This is a genomic window from Planococcus sp. ISL-110, from assembly GCF_018613575.1.
In the GTDB taxonomy this organism is placed as follows: domain Bacteria; phylum Bacillota; class Bacilli; order Bacillales_A; family Planococcaceae; genus Planococcus.
In genome coordinates, this window is the sequence record NZ_JAGGPX010000010.1 from 1 (window position 1) to 15806 (window position 15806).

At 46.5% G+C, this 15806-nt stretch carries 16 protein-coding genes; 7 read left to right on the top strand and 9 right to left on the bottom strand.

Going from position 1 to position 15806, the window contains the following annotated elements; translation table 11 throughout:
- Positions 1–261: 261 nt before the first annotated feature.
- A complete protein-coding gene (locus J7I83_RS05595) occupies positions 262–696 on the top strand; it encodes an OsmC family protein (protein WP_215099713.1) in 435 nt (144 codons plus the stop codon).
- Between the two features lie 110 nt (positions 697–806).
- A complete protein-coding gene (locus tag J7I83_RS05600) occupies positions 807–1283 on the top strand; it encodes an SRPBCC family protein (RefSeq protein ID WP_215099714.1) in 477 nt (158 codons plus the stop codon).
- Positions 1284–1335: 52 nt separating this feature from the next.
- On the opposite strand, the gene J7I83_RS05605 is transcribed toward J7I83_RS05600, so the two are convergent.
- Positions 1336–1929, bottom strand: a complete 594-nt coding sequence (locus J7I83_RS05605; RefSeq protein WP_215099716.1) for an SWIM zinc finger family protein — start codon at positions 1927–1929, stop codon at positions 1336–1338.
- A 151-nt stretch (positions 1930–2080) separates the two neighbouring features.
- Positions 2081–2635: a restriction endonuclease gene (locus J7I83_RS05610; protein ID WP_215099717.1), complete on the bottom strand. Its 555-nt coding sequence runs from the start codon at positions 2633–2635 to the stop codon at positions 2081–2083.
- 933 nt (positions 2636–3568) lie between these two features.
- On the opposite strand from J7I83_RS05610, the gene J7I83_RS05615 reads away from it, so the two are divergent.
- On the top strand, positions 3569–4042 hold the full coding sequence (locus J7I83_RS05615) for a GerW family sporulation protein (RefSeq protein WP_215099719.1): 474 nt from the start codon (positions 3569–3571) through the stop codon (positions 4040–4042).
- Between the two features lie 73 nt (positions 4043–4115).
- Here the strand turns inward: J7I83_RS05615 and J7I83_RS05620 are convergent, their stop codons facing one another.
- Entirely contained in the window at positions 4116–4550 is a 435-nt protein-coding gene (locus J7I83_RS05620; protein WP_215099720.1) for an Hsp20/alpha crystallin family protein, read from the bottom strand.
- A gap of 410 nt (positions 4551–4960) precedes the next feature.
- On the opposite strand from J7I83_RS05620, the gene J7I83_RS05625 reads away from it, so the two are divergent.
- Entirely contained in the window at positions 4961–6043 is a 1083-nt protein-coding gene (locus tag J7I83_RS05625) for an AI-2E family transporter (RefSeq protein ID WP_215099721.1), read from the top strand.
- Between the two features lie 286 nt (positions 6044–6329).
- On the opposite strand, the gene J7I83_RS05630 is transcribed toward J7I83_RS05625, so the two are convergent.
- The 5 genes from J7I83_RS05630 to J7I83_RS05650 all read right to left on the bottom strand — a co-directional run bounded on the left by J7I83_RS05630 (position 6330) and on the right by J7I83_RS05650 (position 11019).
- Entirely contained in the window at positions 6330–7835 is a 1506-nt protein-coding gene (locus tag J7I83_RS05630; RefSeq protein WP_215099723.1) for a phytoene desaturase family protein, read from the bottom strand.
- A 271-nt stretch (positions 7836–8106) separates the two neighbouring features.
- The gene (locus tag J7I83_RS05635; RefSeq protein ID WP_215099724.1) at positions 8107–8958 is read right to left on the bottom strand and encodes a CPBP family intramembrane glutamic endopeptidase; all 852 of its coding nucleotides are present in this window, start codon (positions 8956–8958) and stop codon (positions 8107–8109) included.
- A gap of 51 nt (positions 8959–9009) precedes the next feature.
- A complete protein-coding gene (locus J7I83_RS05640) occupies positions 9010–10059 on the bottom strand; it encodes an HAAS signaling domain-containing protein (RefSeq protein ID WP_215099726.1) in 1050 nt (349 codons plus the stop codon).
- Positions 10056–10400 (bottom strand): PadR family transcriptional regulator, encoded by a 345-nt coding sequence (locus tag J7I83_RS05645; protein WP_215099727.1) that lies wholly within the window; start codon positions 10398–10400, stop codon positions 10056–10058. Before J7I83_RS05645 ends, J7I83_RS05640 begins: the two co-directional genes overlap by 4 nt.
- A gap of 343 nt (positions 10401–10743) precedes the next feature.
- A complete protein-coding gene (locus J7I83_RS05650) occupies positions 10744–11019 on the bottom strand; it encodes an alpha/beta hydrolase family protein (RefSeq protein ID WP_353048232.1) in 276 nt (91 codons plus the stop codon).
- Positions 11020–11121: 102 nt separating this feature from the next.
- On the opposite strand from J7I83_RS05650, the gene J7I83_RS05655 reads away from it, so the two are divergent.
- Positions 11122–12081 carry an IS30 family transposase gene (locus J7I83_RS05655; protein WP_215099728.1) on the top strand — a complete coding sequence of 320 codons (960 nt, stop codon included), beginning with the start codon at positions 11122–11124 and terminating at the stop codon, positions 12079–12081.
- Here the strand turns inward: J7I83_RS05655 and J7I83_RS05660 are convergent.
- Positions 12068–12697, bottom strand: coding sequence for a proline iminopeptidase-family hydrolase (locus J7I83_RS05660; RefSeq protein ID WP_215099729.1), 630 nt, complete (start codon positions 12695–12697; stop codon positions 12068–12070). The genes J7I83_RS05655 and J7I83_RS05660 overlap by 14 nt on opposite strands.
- Positions 12698–13401: 704 nt before the next feature.
- Here J7I83_RS05660 and J7I83_RS05665 point away from each other — a divergent pair.
- Positions 13402–13866 carry an SRPBCC family protein gene (locus J7I83_RS05665; RefSeq protein WP_215099730.1) on the top strand — a complete coding sequence of 155 codons (465 nt, stop codon included), beginning with the start codon at positions 13402–13404 and terminating at the stop codon, positions 13864–13866.
- A gap of 357 nt (positions 13867–14223) precedes the next feature.
- On the top strand, positions 14224–15756 hold the full coding sequence (locus tag J7I83_RS05670; RefSeq protein WP_215099731.1) for a Na/Pi cotransporter family protein: 1533 nt from the start codon (positions 14224–14226) through the stop codon (positions 15754–15756).
- Positions 15757–15806: the final 50 nt, after the last annotated feature.

The following is a 15806-nucleotide window of genomic DNA, read 5'->3' on the forward strand; positions in this document are numbered from 1 at the left end:
TGTCCGCGGGCGAAGCGCTAAGCCTCCTCGTCGCAAGCTCCTGCGGGGTCTTAGCACTCCGCTTTTCCGCAGGAGTCGCCGCCTTTCGCTCTTTCTTCTAAGGGGTCTTGTCACCAAATATACAACATCACATAAAAAATGAAATTTAAACAACACTGATTTTCTTGATGGTTTGTGATTTTTTCAGGCTATCAGGAATATTCCAACAAATATTCAGACAACGAGTGTTACACTAAAAGAAAAGTATGAGGAGGATGCATGATGGAGACAGATCAATTGATGCTCACGACGAAATGGCAAGGGGATTTTGTTTTTTCGGCAGTTGGACAAGGTGGCCATACGTTAACGATGGATGCCCATAAGGGAGTGGGCAACGAACAAGGCCTATTGCCGATGCAGGCATTGCTCGGTTCACTTGCGGGGTGTGTTGGAATGGACGTCGTTATGATTTTGCGGGCGAAGATGGAAGAGATCCGCTCCCTCGAGATCATCACTGAGGGCGAGAAGCGGCGCAATCCACCGAAGGAGTTCTTGTCGATTGTGGTGACGTTCCACGTTGAAGGCGATATCCCTGCGGAAAAAGTGCTCCACGCCATAGAGGTGAGCGGAGAAAAGTATTGCCCGGTCGCTCATTCGCTGAAAGCGGATGTCCGCTACCGCCTCATGCTGAATGGAGAAGAAGTCGACGCTGATTAGCATCGGCTTTTTTGTTGTATTGAATAAGGCTATTCATTTTTTGAGAACCAGAAGATTTCGGACTCCGGGCGGGTATACTATACCAAACACAAATCGGGAGGTTGTTCATCATGGCGTACTCATCCAGCAACAGAATCGATTCGGCTTCCAGAGTGATCGCGGCATCGCCAAAAACCATCTACCAGGCGTTTATGGATCCTGCAGCATTGAGCTCCTGGCTTCCGCCAGAAGGTATGTCTGCACACATTGACTTGCTCGAACCTCGCGAAGGCGGAGCCTACAAGATGACCCTAACATATGAATCCGAACACTCTAACCTTGGCAAAACCTCGGAGAATACGGATGTTTCCGAAGGTACATTTCTGGAACTGGTTCCCAACACGAAAATCAGGCTGTCCGTCCAATTCGATTCAGAAGATCCCACGTTCTCCGGTGAGATGATTCAAACCTGGTATTTGGAAGCGGTTTTAGAAGGTACAAAAGTCACGATTGTTTGTGAACACGTTCCTGAGGGGATCCGGAAAGAAGATCATGAAGAAGGGTTGGATTCCACACTTGAAAATCTTGCGCAGTTTATTGAAAAATAGACTGCGCAAGATTTTTTCAGTTTTCAGGAAGCAACACACCTACGCATTCGCATTAAATTTTCGACAATTCATCCAACAGCGCTTTGCGTTTCGGGTACATGAACCGCAGCTCGCCAATCAGTCCCGCTGCCGCTTCCCGTCCCATCGCTTTTTGGAAAGCCCGGATCTTCCCGCAGGCCACTTGATAGGCTTTCCGGCTGGAAGCGGACTCGATCGACTGATAAATGTACAAAGTGAAAATCTCATTCACTTCATGCGGATAATCAGCCAATAAATGCGGGTATAGGGTTTCAATTTCATGGACATTGGAGCGGCAGTATTCCAGCAGCTCCGCTTTTTTCAATGTTTTCAAATGGGGCAGTATGTCCACAACGTCACCAGCGTGTTCTTCTTTGTATGCAAGGAATGACAGGCACACCGCCACTTCATGCTTACACAACGAATCCGATTCGAATGGGCATGTGCAGGAAGACGACAAAATCGTCTCGTCTTCTGCCAAGTTGATCGACACATCGTAATCCCGTGTCCCCGCTACAAGCCCATGCCAACGGTTCGGCGCATCTTCCACATAATCACGCTCAAAATAATCCAAGCCGCGGTTATAAAGCACAGTCGGCACATACACCTCCAGATTGCTCAACTTCATGTCCATTCCCCGTTGGATTATAACTCGTAAGGCTTATAGGTGAACGGGTGTGTGGATTAAGATCGGATGAATTGTTTATGAAAATAAAAAACCACATCCGGTTTTTGGATGTGATGAGTCTATCAGCTCGAAACATACGATTTTTTTTATTTCAACCAGCCTTCTTAGCTAACAAAATTCCCACCAATTCATCGCGGTTCACCAATTTCACTTTATTGCTTAGTGCCAGTTCTGCAGCTGCTTTCGTGAAAAAGCTGTTGGTGACGACCCACGCTTCGTTTGCCCCGTAATGCAATTTAGCAGCAGAAATTTCCTGAACTGCTTTGATGCCAACATTGCTTTTATATCGCTTCGCCTGGACCACAATCTTTTGTCGTCCATTTTCCAAAATAAGATCCGCTCCATAATCGCCTTTATAGGGCGTTTTGCGAACGGCATAACCTCCTGCTTTATAACGCAAACGCAAAAATTCTTCGAACTCAGCTCCTGACATCTCATCCACCTGCAATATCCCCGACCGGTTCAACTTCTTCTGCCTTTTGAATTGAATGGTCTTGGCAATCGCCAGCATTGCGATAAAGCCAACTATAAATACGATAATGGTTCCTGTGACTGATTGCGTATAAACAAATGTACTGACACTAGCTAGAACCAAAATCCCAATAAGCAACTCACCCAAGTTATTATTCTTTTTCTTTCTTGTCATGTTAAACCGCCCTTCTCTCTAGTAGCAACTGACACTAAAATCAACTCCACAATTTTTATATAGAATATATACAAATGGATTTTTAACAGCTCTTACTCTAAATAAAAAATACTGAATCAAGTAAATTTAGGTACCTTTACCAAAATATAAAGCAATTCCAAGTTCTACTTTAGTTCAGTAGTTAACATTAGTGCAGAAGAGAGAATACATCTTTTAAGGGATAGCTTTTTGTAAATCAGTTAAGTTCGGATGGTGCTGTCTTTATATATTGTTCTTTTACTTTTCATTTATTGAAGAACCTCTATCGTAGTGAAGTTTCATTTTAAAATTCCCTCGTGATAGTCTTTACGACTGATAAGACCTCATCCCGTGCGGTTGTAAGATACTTAGTGGTTCCAGCCATACATTTTTTCTCCTCCCACTTAAATGAACCTTTAAGACTATTCCGATATTAAGTAAATAGTACCACTTATAACATAATTAATATACAAATATTCCAAGTGATTTCTCTACAAAAAACCGAGCCACTCTCTCCTTAACATTCCTGATCAGAGTAGCTCGGTGCCATTTTATTGTTCGACTGCTTTTCCAGGCCTTGTAATTGGTTACAGTCATTTAATAGAACCATATGTCCGGTGAAAAACCCTAAATAGAATCATCCAAAGAAAATCTAATCGCAGCCTTTTTATAGATTTCAGCCGATCACGATTTTGAGGGTCTGTCTGCGAAGGATATCATCCGCCAGGCGGGCGTCTTACTTTCAATATTCATCTGCACTTTACTGACAAGTTGATAGGGTAGCGCTTTTCTTCTTTATTAATTTTTCACCACTCATACCCACATCATATTTTTATTTAATTGCAAAAAAAATAGAGGAAACTGCAATTTAAAGGCGAAAGGTATACACTCTACTAAAAAAAGGGAGTGAAAAGCATGACAGAAAATGCACATGTTCCATTTAAGCTGTCGCCGGTACGCTCGATTTCCGAAAAATTTTCCGAGGCCCGGGATGTCTCGCTTGTCTATGGAGATCCGATTGAGATTGGAGACACGGTCATTCTCCCGGTTGCAAAAGTGAAATACCTTATTGCGGCCGGTGGTGGCGAGGGCTATGAGCTTAAAGATACTGATCGCAAGCACCCTGGCTCCGAAAAAACTGAAGGAGGCAGCGGTGAAGGCAGCGGCGGTTCCTTCCAGATCAAACCACTCGGTATTTACAGCATCACCGCTGAAAAAACGGTATACAAACCCATCATTCCGTTAGAGCTTATTCTTCTGCTGCCGCTCATGATTACCGGGCTCGCTTTTTTGATGTCACCCAGCCAGACCAAGCAAAAAAGCAGGTGTATGAACAAACGGGAAAAAGGACAAAAGATGAAGAAAATGCATCTGCATAAAGCCGAATAATAAACAAAAGCCATCAATGAAAGACTGATGGCTTTTAGCTATGGGCAAATGACAATGCCCTGGAATTCTATGGCTACTCGATTTGTATCTGTTTTCCTTTATCCTGCTCATTTTCTTCTGAGGGTTTTGGTACATTAAGCATAAGAATCCCATTTTTGAAAGAGCCTTTAACATTATTTTCATCAACATCCCCGACATAAAAGCTGCGTTTGAAGGAACCATAAGAGCGCTCTTTTCGGACGTAATGCCCTTCTTCTTCTTTAGTCTCTTTGTTTTCTTCCCTGGTACCCTGAACCTCTAAGTAACCGTCTTTGTATGTAACATTGACGTCCTCTTTCGCGAAGCCAGGAACATCCATTTGGACTTCATAATGATCTTCGACTTCTTTGATGTCCACTTTCGGATAATGGTACTCCTTAAAAAAACGATCAAAGAGATTTACTTCGCTTCCTTCTCTAAATAAGTTCGGTAAAAAATCATCTTTTTTGCTAGACAAAAAGTTTTTCATAGCAAAATCTCCCTTTTTTATATTTGGTCAAGCGTTAAAACATTTTTCCACGGAAGACCATTTACGAAAATCTACGACATTCCCAACTAAATAATTACAAAATACTGAATATTCAGTAACTACAACTCAGTATAGTCCTAATAAAAAAAATGTCAATGAAATTCGAATTAATCCAGTAAACAGGTGCTTAAAAGCCATATAAGTCAAATAGTCATTAGCCATTCCTACCGTTTGTTGTTGTGATGCCGTTCCCGTACTTTCGGCTTCCTGCCGTTCCTCTTTCTTTCTGTCCGGATACGTCCAGATTATCCAAAGCCAATAAGTGTTTAATGCGGCAGCTTACAGGTAATAGGAAATAAAGGCTGCTTATGCACAAAGTAGAGTGGCAGCCGGAAGCTGGGGGGCTGCGCATGCCGAAAACAAAATGGTTTTTATTCCTGTATAGCGTTGTTCTCATTCTCATCATTCTGTACCTGGCTGCCCGTATGCCATTTCTTCTTTACCCGTTCCGCGTCATTTTCTCAACAATCGCTCCCACTGTCATCGTCGGCGGAATCCTCTATTATATATTCCGGCCACTGGTCCGTTTGCTGGAAAAACGGATGGGACGCGTAACAGCTATCCTGTCTCTCTTCATTTTTTTCACCGTTGCCATCTTCTTCCTTGGCAGATGGCTTGGTCCATTATTGGCGAGCCAAATCATGACATTGATCAACAATTTCCCATTCATTGTCGGGCGTGTGCAGAGTTGGATTGATTTGGCTCTGCAAAGTGACTGGTGGCAATATATTGAAGAACAAAACGTCATGCCGGCGCTTCAGCCATCGACGCTGACGGACAATTTTTCTGCTACGTTTTCCGGCCTCGGAGCTGGGCTGCTTAGCTTTCTCGCCAGCTTTATCAGCATAATAGCTAAACTGATCATCGTCCCGTTCATATTGTTTTTTCTGCTGAAAGACGGAGAACGCCTGCCAGACCGTGTCCTGAAGTTCCTTCCTCAGGACTCACGTGACGAAGGACGAAAAATCCTGCAGGATATGGATGAAAACTTGAGTGCCTATATTCAGGGCCAGGCGATTGTCAGCCTATTCGTCGGTGCGCTCAGCCTGATCGCCTATATGTTGCTTGGCCTGGAATACGCCGTCATCCTTGCACTCGTTTCCATGTTCACCAACCTGATTCCGTTTCTCGGGCCATTCATCGGCGCTTTACCGGTGTTGATTGTGGCTTTTTTCCAGGAGCCGCTTCTGGCGCTCTGGACTGCCGTTGCCATCCTGATCATCCAGCAATTGGAAAGCAATCTCATATCACCGAACGTTATGGGCCATAAACTTGAGGTGCATCCAGTAACCATCATTTTTCTTCTGTATATCGGGGGAAGCTTTGCCGGAATTATCGGCATGATCCTCGTCATTCCTGTTTACGCTGTCGGCAAAGCCATCATGCAGAACTTATACCGGCTCATCCGGTTAAAGTACCCGGCGCTCCGTTGAAAAACCAGGCAGTTGCTGCAGACGAATTCGGTATGAATTTTGCTAATTTATGTGTTCCTGTCTTTTTCCTTAAATATACAAACGCCACCTTCGAAATCGGTTGATTTCAGTGAAGGTGGCGTTTTTATGCAATTGCTATTTAGATACTGACTTAGAGCCTTGGCGGGTCCGACTCTTACACATAATAACGCAGCAACAAAATTTTCACATCAGGCTCTGCGTAACATCCCCGCTCCTCCAAACACATCCCCTTTACTGAATGGAGGTCGAATCGAAAGAAATACTTTTATCTTTTCCGCGCCTGATCGCGCTTCACAATCTTATCGCTCACTTGCTGGCCGCTGAGTGTCACCATCGGCATTCCGCCGCCGGGGTTCACGGTGCCCCCGACAAAATACAGGTTATCGTATAGTTCGCTTTGTTTTTTGTGCTTAAAGCCACCGTTCTTATTTTTGTCGGAAACGGTGCCGTAAATCGCTCCCCGGTCCGAACCGTAGGCGCGTTCAATGTCATGCGGTGTCCAAACGTCGCGTGTCACGATATTGTCACGCAAGCCGTGTAAGCCCATGCGTTCCAGCTTGTCGAGCACGAGTTCTTCAAACTGCTGATATTCTTCTGGCGTAAATGGCTTGTCCTGAATATACGGGATATGCGGCAGGATCTTGATGTTTTCGTGTCCGGGTGGTGCTTGGGTCGGATCGGTTTTGTTTACGTTGACCAAGTAAATGGTCGGATCGTCTGGCAGTTCGTGTTTCTCGAACACCTTGTCCATCTGTTCATGCAAATTCTCCGAAAAGAAAAAGTTGTGGTGATTCAAGAACGGATAGGTTTTCTTCACACCAAGGTGCAGCACGAGGCCAGAGCTCGACGGTTCGTACTTGTTCACCAGCTTCGTGACATACTTCTCGTCCGCATCAACCATTTTCTTGTAAAATGGAATGACTTCCATGTTCGATACATAATAATCGGCGGTCTTGAATGAACCATCTTCGAGTCTAACGCCCGCAATCTTTTTATCTTCATTCGTATGCGCCCGAACCACGCCCATACCGGTATGGATTTGAACGCCTTCTTCTCTCGCCAGCTTCGTCAAGCCTTCCGCCAGTTTATGCGTCCCGCCTTCTACGTACCAGCAGCCCTGCGCATGCTGCATGTAGATCATCATGTTGAGAACCGCAGGTGCGCTATAAGGCGAAGAACCGACGTATTTGACGTAATAAGACAGCATGTCGCGTAAATGCGGGTTGCTGATCCGTTTGGAAATCGCGCTGTACATGGTGGACGTCAAGTCGAATCCGATCAAGGTTGCAAGGATGCCGTTTTGCGCAACAGCCTCTCTCGGCGACTCGAATCCTTCTTTCAAATAGCTGTGTTCTGTCGTCTTATAAATCCGCTTGGCATATTTCAATAGCGAGTAATACTCTTTCATATCCCCGCGGGAAAGTGCAGGGTTCGCCCGTTCCATCAAGTGGAGATCATGGTACAAATCCAACACCGTGCCATCCGGAAAGAACGAACGCCATTCCCGTTCGAGCCGCTTGATAGGTACATAATCAGCCATCCGCTTGCCGCTCCCTTGGAACAACTTATCAAAAATATGCGGCATCGTTAAAATGGACGGGCCCAGGTCGAAACCGAAACCGTCCTGCTCCAAGCGATTGACTTTCCCGCCGATGTGTTCATTCTTCTCATACAAAGAAACCGCGTAACCTTTTTGCGCCAGGGAAATAGCCGCCGATAAACCACCGAGGCCTCCCCCAATCACGATTACTGATTTAGTAGAATTCACCATATATGTACCGCCCTTCTTCTCTAAAGTTATGTTCATGTTATCGAATCCGCTGAAATCATCACATCAAGGGGATTGCGATGCCTATCGCTTATACTTTCGAAATATTTTACACTGACGCTTTCTTCAGAACATTGCAGTAATCATTCATATTCCCTGCATAGAAGTTATAAAACGTCTTCTATATAGTTATTGTATAACAATTATACACTTATTTTTTAAAAATGGGTGAACACTTGCCTCTCCTACAGCAGTAAACAACGCAAAATTTTCATCAGCGGTTTGCCTGGTTAACAGACAAGGGTTCATCTCCAGGATACAGAATTGTGGTTACTGCATTGCTGTGGGTAAACATTGTTCTTCGTTTGAAGATCACTATTGCCACCGCAACTGCACTAAACAGGATTGTATCCCAGGGTTGAGCATCCGGCCAGATGGGGTTATTTAACTGGAAGTGGAACAGTGCGGCGGTAAGAATGCTGCCCTTTGATGCATTGAAAATTGCAGTCATAATAATCGAGAGCGCGATGGCCGCGATGAAAAAAGGGAGAAAAACCCATTCAGATTGCGGCGTTCCACCAATCAGGAAAGCCGGCAGATGCCAGATGCCCCAGATTATACCGATGATGACGCTGGCCCAAAATGGAGTAAATCTGCGCTGCAGTAAAGGAAGAGCAAGGCCGCGCCAACCGAATTCTTCTACGGGTCCCAAAATCAGCATAAGCACCAATGCCGGCAGAACGGCATGCCATGGACTATATGGAAAAGGATCAGTGATTGTGCCGGTTATTGCTGAAGCCAAGTAAAAGAGAATAGGGATTCCAACTATCAGAAACAGCCACCAGGCAAGCGACATCCTCCACAATGTCAGACGGCGGAGAAAACTACCAATCCCTCCCAACCCGTAATAGCGCCAGACTAGTATAAATGCAGCAAAGGCAGGGGCGTAGACAGCCAGAATGTACATGGGGTTTGAAGTACTTATCTCACCAAATATGGCAATAAACCGATCATTAAAAAAAAGCATCAATGAGGCAATGCCCCATGTCAATCCAAAGGCTATCAAAATGAATGGAAAAATCGCCTTTATTGTCATAGGGGTTTTCGGCTTATCAATTTTTTTCATCAATTTATAACCACCTGCTCTCTCGAAGTTAATTACACATTCTTTTTGCCTTCAATAATCGGACCCTTGGCCTCGTTTCCAGCTTTGCTCAGACGCCTCTTCCCGTATTGCCGCTCTCCAAAATCCATTGATCGTATCAATCACTGCGAATAATACAACTGCAACAATGATTCCCCCCACGACCCAATTCAACGCACTCAAAGATCCGAAAAGGGCTTCGAGCCATGCCAGAAAACCTTCGGCGAAAATTTCCGAATCCCTGAAAATAAGGAGAAAAGCTACCGCTGACAGCGCATTAACAACTAAATTGAGCGTGGCAAGTTTGATATCCCAACGCCTGCGCATCCACTTCCATACATCCATCACCACTTGCAGGATGACTACGAGCAGGACAATTGGCCAGTAGGACAGGAGGACACTTTGATTGAAGACCGGCGTTATCATTTCAAGCCCACTTGAGCCTTCCTCGTAGATGCCCACCAGCTTATCCGCGTTAAAGTAAATGGACAGCCATAGGGCAATCCAAATCAAATCGAATGCAGGTTCGCTTCGTGCAATTGCCTTTTTCTTCGGTATATCCTTACTGGCTTTCAGCTCATCCGGGGTCCATCCTTTTTCCGGAAATTCAATCGACGGTTTTCCAGCTTCGCGATTTGTGCGGTCCACCCATTCGATAATCACGAATACGGCCGTCACCCAGAAAAAGACATTGACCACCACGTCAATAGCCGCTAAGATCAAGTCTCCAATCAGGCCGACAATGACACTGATCACTGAAGCCTCTCCGGCACCTGAGAAAATGGTCGTGATGATTAAGATCACCAGCACCACGGTCACGACAATCGGAATGATGATTTTCAGTAATGTAAGGTAAATATCAAAAAGACGGGGACCGATCAAATGCGTCGGCTGCGTGCGGTATTTGCCGGCCAGCACTGCCGGGTCGCCGAACTTCATCAACAGCTCACGCTCTTCTTTTTCCGAGTAGCCGGCCGGCAGCAGGTCTTCCATCGTTGACCACAACTCCCGACCGATGTCGTCGCGTTCTTTGGCCGGCAGCCTGCGCATCACTTCGCTGATATAGCGGTCAAGCAATTTCATTGGCTACCATCTCCTTCGATTAATTGCTGGAGTTCCTGCATGACGTTCTGCCAGTCGCCGTTCAATTGCTTTAATGCTTCTGCCCCTGCTTCACTCAGGGCATAATACTTACGCGGACGGTTGCCGGTCTGATCCCAGTTTCCCGTGAGCAGCTTCTGCTTTTCAAGCCGCCGCAGCAAAGGCGCCAATGCGCCGGGATCCAATAACAATCCCCGCTGCTCCAACACCTGAATCAGGGAAGAGCTGTATTGCGGCGATTTTAATTGGGCAAGCACTGCAAGCGGCAAGATTCCGCTGCGCAGCTCGGATGCCCATCCGTCCAGTGATGATGTATTGTCCATCCTTTTCACCTCCAGGTTTTATCCTCTGCTTACCGAAGTGCCTTATACTATGTATCCTAAAGCATTGGAAAAACAATGGCAAAATATAAACTGAATATTCGATAAATATAAAAAGGGGTCGTTACCTTCTTTTATTCACATCCTTCAATAATGGAAATGACAAAAAAGCAAACCAGGAAAAAGCAGTGCTTTCCTCTGGTTTGCTTTTTGAATTTTTCGGATAGTCCCGGTATGGATCAAAAGATGATATCAATTTTTCGGCAGCCAAAAGCGCCAAGTTTTCATTTAGGATAAACCGGCCACACTTCAAACGTCCCGGCGTGTACCTTTTCATCTGGTCCGCTTACCCACCAGGCCTCAATTCCTGGCGGTTCACCCACTCGCGGACCACCTCCACATATGCTTCCGGTTCTTCGATTCCCGGCATATGGGAACTGTTTTCAAACACATGGAATTCCGCATCCGGAACGAGCCCGGCATAATATTCAGTCGCTTCAGGAGTGGCTTCGTCAAAGCGGCCACAGGAAAACAGGGCCGGAATTTCAATTTCTGGCAAGCGGCCGGTGGCATCAAAATCCTTTAATGTGCCGGTGACGGTGAATTCGGAAGCTCCCCACATGAAATCGCCGATTGTAAAATTAAGCTAGACAACTGAAAAAGCCATTCGTGATACACTCTAAATGTATTTTCCGACCAAAGAAAAACATAGGAGTGATCACGAATGACCTACACCCATCTTAACACGGATGAATTGGTGATGATAGAATCCTACCACCGCCAAAATATACCTGTGGCGATCATTGCTGAGTGCCTGAACCGTTCCAGGCAGCCGATCTACAATGTCATCAACTTCCTGAAATCAGGGCATACAGCCCTCGATTTCTACACACAATACAAGAAAAACAAGAAACGCTGCGGCCGACGAAAAATGGTCTTGCCGAAGAAACAAGTGGCCTATATTCAAGACAAGGTGGCGCAGGGCTGGACGCCGGATGTCATTGTCGGCCGCGCAGAGACGGCGATTGACTGTTCCGTGCGCACGCTCTATCGCATGTTCAAAAATCGGGTCTTTGATGTAGTTACACTTCCGATGAAAGGGAAACGGAAACCCAATGGCCACCAGGAACGCCGGGGTAAGCAGGCGTTCAAACGGCATATTTCCGAACGGGAAACCGATTATCCTTCTTTCCAACAAGAGTTCGGGCACATCGAAGGCGACACCATCGTGGGCGTCCGACACAAAAGTGCGGTGATCACGCTGGTCGAAAGGCTGACAAAAGTCATTATTGCCATCAAGCCTGCAGGACGTAAGGCATGTGATATTGAAATTGCTTTAAGCCAGTGGTTTCAAGGGGTTCCACGAAATCTGTTCAAATCGATCACGTTTGATTGCGGGAAGGAATTCTCCAATTGGAAACCGTTGTGCAACCGGCACGACGTCTCGATTTATTTTGCGGATCCCGGCACGCCTTCACAGCGCGCCTTGAATGAAAATTCCAACGGACTCCTTCGTAAAGACGGATTGCCAAAGGAAATGGACTTCAATCAGGTGGATCAACCGTTCGTTTCCACGGTGGCCGACAAACGGAATAACATCCCACGGAAGTCGCTGGATTATCGTACACCCTTGGAAGCATTTTTGAGTCACCTGAATGGAGTAGACTTGTCTAGCTTAAATTGACAAACGGAAAATTATAAACTTGGTAGTTCAGGTCTTTCAAAGCCTCCCCCAATTCTTTCGGCCATGGGTCGACGCGGCACATATGGCGTTTATAATAGGCCATCATCGCCTCTTCGTATTCCGCAGAATCGGTCGTTTGTTCTCGCTCGCTCCGTGTAATTGTTTCCTGGATATCCTGCGGGAATTGCTTTAAGTAATTCCGCTGATCCTGCTGCCATCTCTGCGCATTCAGAGCCGGGCCGGAAAAAATGACGCTGCGGACGCCGGCTGGCTTTTTGAACAGATAAGAAGCTGCCAGCATCGTCCCCCAGGAATGACCCAGCAAATGGACGCTTTCCAGTTTCAATGTCTCAATGACTTGCTCCAGCTCTTCCACATAGCGGTCTAGCGTCCAAAGCGCCGTGTCCGTCGGCCGGTCCGATTTCCCGCAGCCCAGCTGGTCATACTGGATCACTGGCCGGTCCGTCCCCAATTGCAGCAGCGGATCGCTGTCGCTGCTTTTCATCCCTGGCCCTCCGTGCAACAGCAATAGTGGAATGCCGGAACCGTTGCCGCTGATCCGGTACCAGACGTTTCCTCCTGCAACCGCGATAAATCCTTCTGTGACATTTTTCATTTATCCGCACCTCCTTTTTCACTGTTTAAAAACCATTACTCCGTCAGACGTGAGTTTCTTTTATTTTAACCACTGACTTGTCTTTCGTACAGGAGCCGTATATGCCGATCTGGTCGGAGAGCTATCGGATACAAATTCCCAGCTGCCCTTCACTGTCCCGCCCCGCACATATAGCGGGGTGCAGCATTGTCACAGCGTATTCGCTCTCAATCTCCAGGATACTTTTTCTATTCTCTGCGCCGTTCAACTATATCTATTCTCTCTTCTACAAAATTACAGAAAGGAATTCTCTATAATAAACTGAATTTTAAGAAATTAACTTGCTATTTGATGGAAATTCCTATATAATGATGATGCAATATTACGGAACAAAAATTTTATTTCAGTAAAAGATCTATTGAAAATTTTGATGTCTCTATATTTCCCAGCCGCTAAAACTGAGAAACCGCAAAAAACAAAGCAAGAAGATCTTCTGTTTTCTTTTATTTGTTGAGGTTTGGCCTTATGCAAAATTTTGAAATATTGATGATTGTATCGCTCATTTTCATCAGTTGGAGAAAAAGGCAGGTACGTCCCTACGCATGCCCAAAGAGCTAAATTTTTCGCATTGCAACTGAAACAAGAGCTAAAAGTGGTATCCCAAAACCATACTCCCGTACCCGGATCAAAATTTATTCGTTCACCCACTAGAGGAGGAACACGGTATGTGGAATATCAAAAAAAATATTTATATCGATCGGCCGGTTGACGATGTTTATCGTTACGCAATCGACCCGTCTCACTGGTTCCAATGGTATGTCGGACTTTCAGAACCCGAAAATTTAGTCGGCAAAGGGGAAACTGGAACTACCATGGACATGAAATACACCATGCTGGGAATGCATTTGCCAATTAAAGTCGAAGTGTTGGAAACATCCAAAAACGGGGAACGCTATTCATGGGAAGGCACCGTCAAAGGAGCGATAGACTCCCAACAGTCCTGGACTTACGTTCCTGAAGGAGAAGGGACGGAAATTTCTATCAACATGAACTATGAATTGCCAGGAAAGCTGATTGGGAAAGTAGCAAATACGCTCATCATCAAAAAACTGATGGATAACTCCATGGAGCAAACCTTGAACAACCTGAAGGCTGTTTGTGAAACATCTGACACCTACAGCATGAAGTAAACCCGGTTCCTTTCGAAAGACCAACTGATGATCATACTCACAATCGTCAATTTAAAACAGCCACTCTGATGGATTCCATCGCAGAGAGCGGCTGTTTTTTTACGCCTGTAAAATATGCAGGCAATCTTAAAGAGAAACGATTTTTATAAACTGAATTGCCTTCAACACATCGTTTAATGTGAACCAAGCCAATCGTTAAGCCGTAGGATTTTCAGCAAGACAAAACCACGCTATGAGGCTCTATTTTTTCCATAGCAATATCCCTACTTAAAAAAGTGAGAATATTCAGTTAAAATTGATATTTTATCGGCAATTTGCTTTACACTTAAGAAAACAGAACGTTGGGAGGCGAAGACCATGGAGATTGCGGCGCTCATCGGCGGCATCGGCTTGTTTTTGCTCGGCATGCAGATGATGACCGGGGCATTGAAAGAACTGGCAGGCGAATTCATCAAAGACTGGATGAACCGCATTGCCGGCGGAACTGGCCGTGCCATTTTTTCCGGCGCTGTTATCACGGCGATCATCCAGTCGTCGACGGCGGTGACGCTGCTGACGATCGGCTTTGTCAGCGCGGGCTTGCTGCCATTCCGGCAATCAATTGGCGTAATCATGGGGGCGAACATCGGTAGCACGAGTACGGGTTGGCTGGTGTCACTCATCGGCTTCAAGGTGGACCTGATGGCATGGGCGCTGCCAATCGTCGGCATAGGTGCGCTGGCACAGACGGTCCTCACAAAGCGTAAGGCCGCGTACGGCAAGGCCTTTGCCGGGTTCGGCCTGCTGTTCCTCGGCGTAGGGGTACTGCAGACCGGTATGGATGATTTGCAGGCAGCGGTATCATTTGAAGGAATGACGAATATCTTTTTGCTGATCGCTGTCGGTGCGATGATGACTGTCATCATGCAGTCGTCATCCGTCGCAGTGGCAACGACCTTGGCGGCGCTGTTCTCTGGCGTCATCGGCTTTGAGCAAGCCGCCTATCTGGTTATCGGCCAGAACATCGGCACAACATTGACCGCGGTACTGGCCACAATCGGCGCAAGCACAGCGGCAAAACGGGCGGGGCTGACGCACGTGCTTTTCAATCTGGGGACGGCGTTTCTCGCTGTGCTGCTTGCACCGGTTTTGATGTGGACGACACGCAGCTTGAGCACAGCCCTCTTTGGCACATTTGACGCGGCTGTCGGCATCGCAATTTTCCATACATTGTTCAATGTGCTTGGCGTGCTGGCATTTGCAACGGTGCTCCCTTGGTTCGTCCGGTTGCTGGAATGGCTGCTGCCCGATAAAGACGATCCGCTGCTCCATCATTTGGATGCGTCAGTGGCAGGCATCCCCGAAGTTGCCCTCGAAGCGGCGCACCGCACCATCCAGCTGATCCTGGCGAAACTGTTCGGACTGGCTCGCAACTTGCTCGCTGGCGGCGATGTCGATGCGGAAGAGATTGACCTATTGCATAATGCAGCGATGCAGGTACGGACGTTTCTTGCAAAGATCGAGGCGATGTCGCCTGACGTGTTCAGCCGGCATGTACAAATTTTACATGCGCTCGATCACATCGATCGGCTGCTGCAGGTGCTCAGTGAACCGGCCGCTAAAGGCGCAAACTGGCTCCATCCAGGGCTCGCCGAACGCTGGATGCCACTGATGAAAAACGCCGAGCAGCGCATTTTCGATGATGAGGCTATGCCGGCATTAGTGTCAGAACTTAATGACGCATCAGCGGCGATGGCCAGCCACCGCAAAATCCGCCGCGATGAATATTTTGTGCGCGCCGCGAAATCCAGCGATGAACTGGACCTGGTACTGAAAAAAGTAGATGCGTTGCTGTGGTACGATGGTGTGCTTTACCATTTCTGGCGTGCAGTGGCGCGGTTGGGGGATTGAAATTTCTGGTGGAATTTATGACTCTGTGCAGGAGATGATCGAGTTTATAT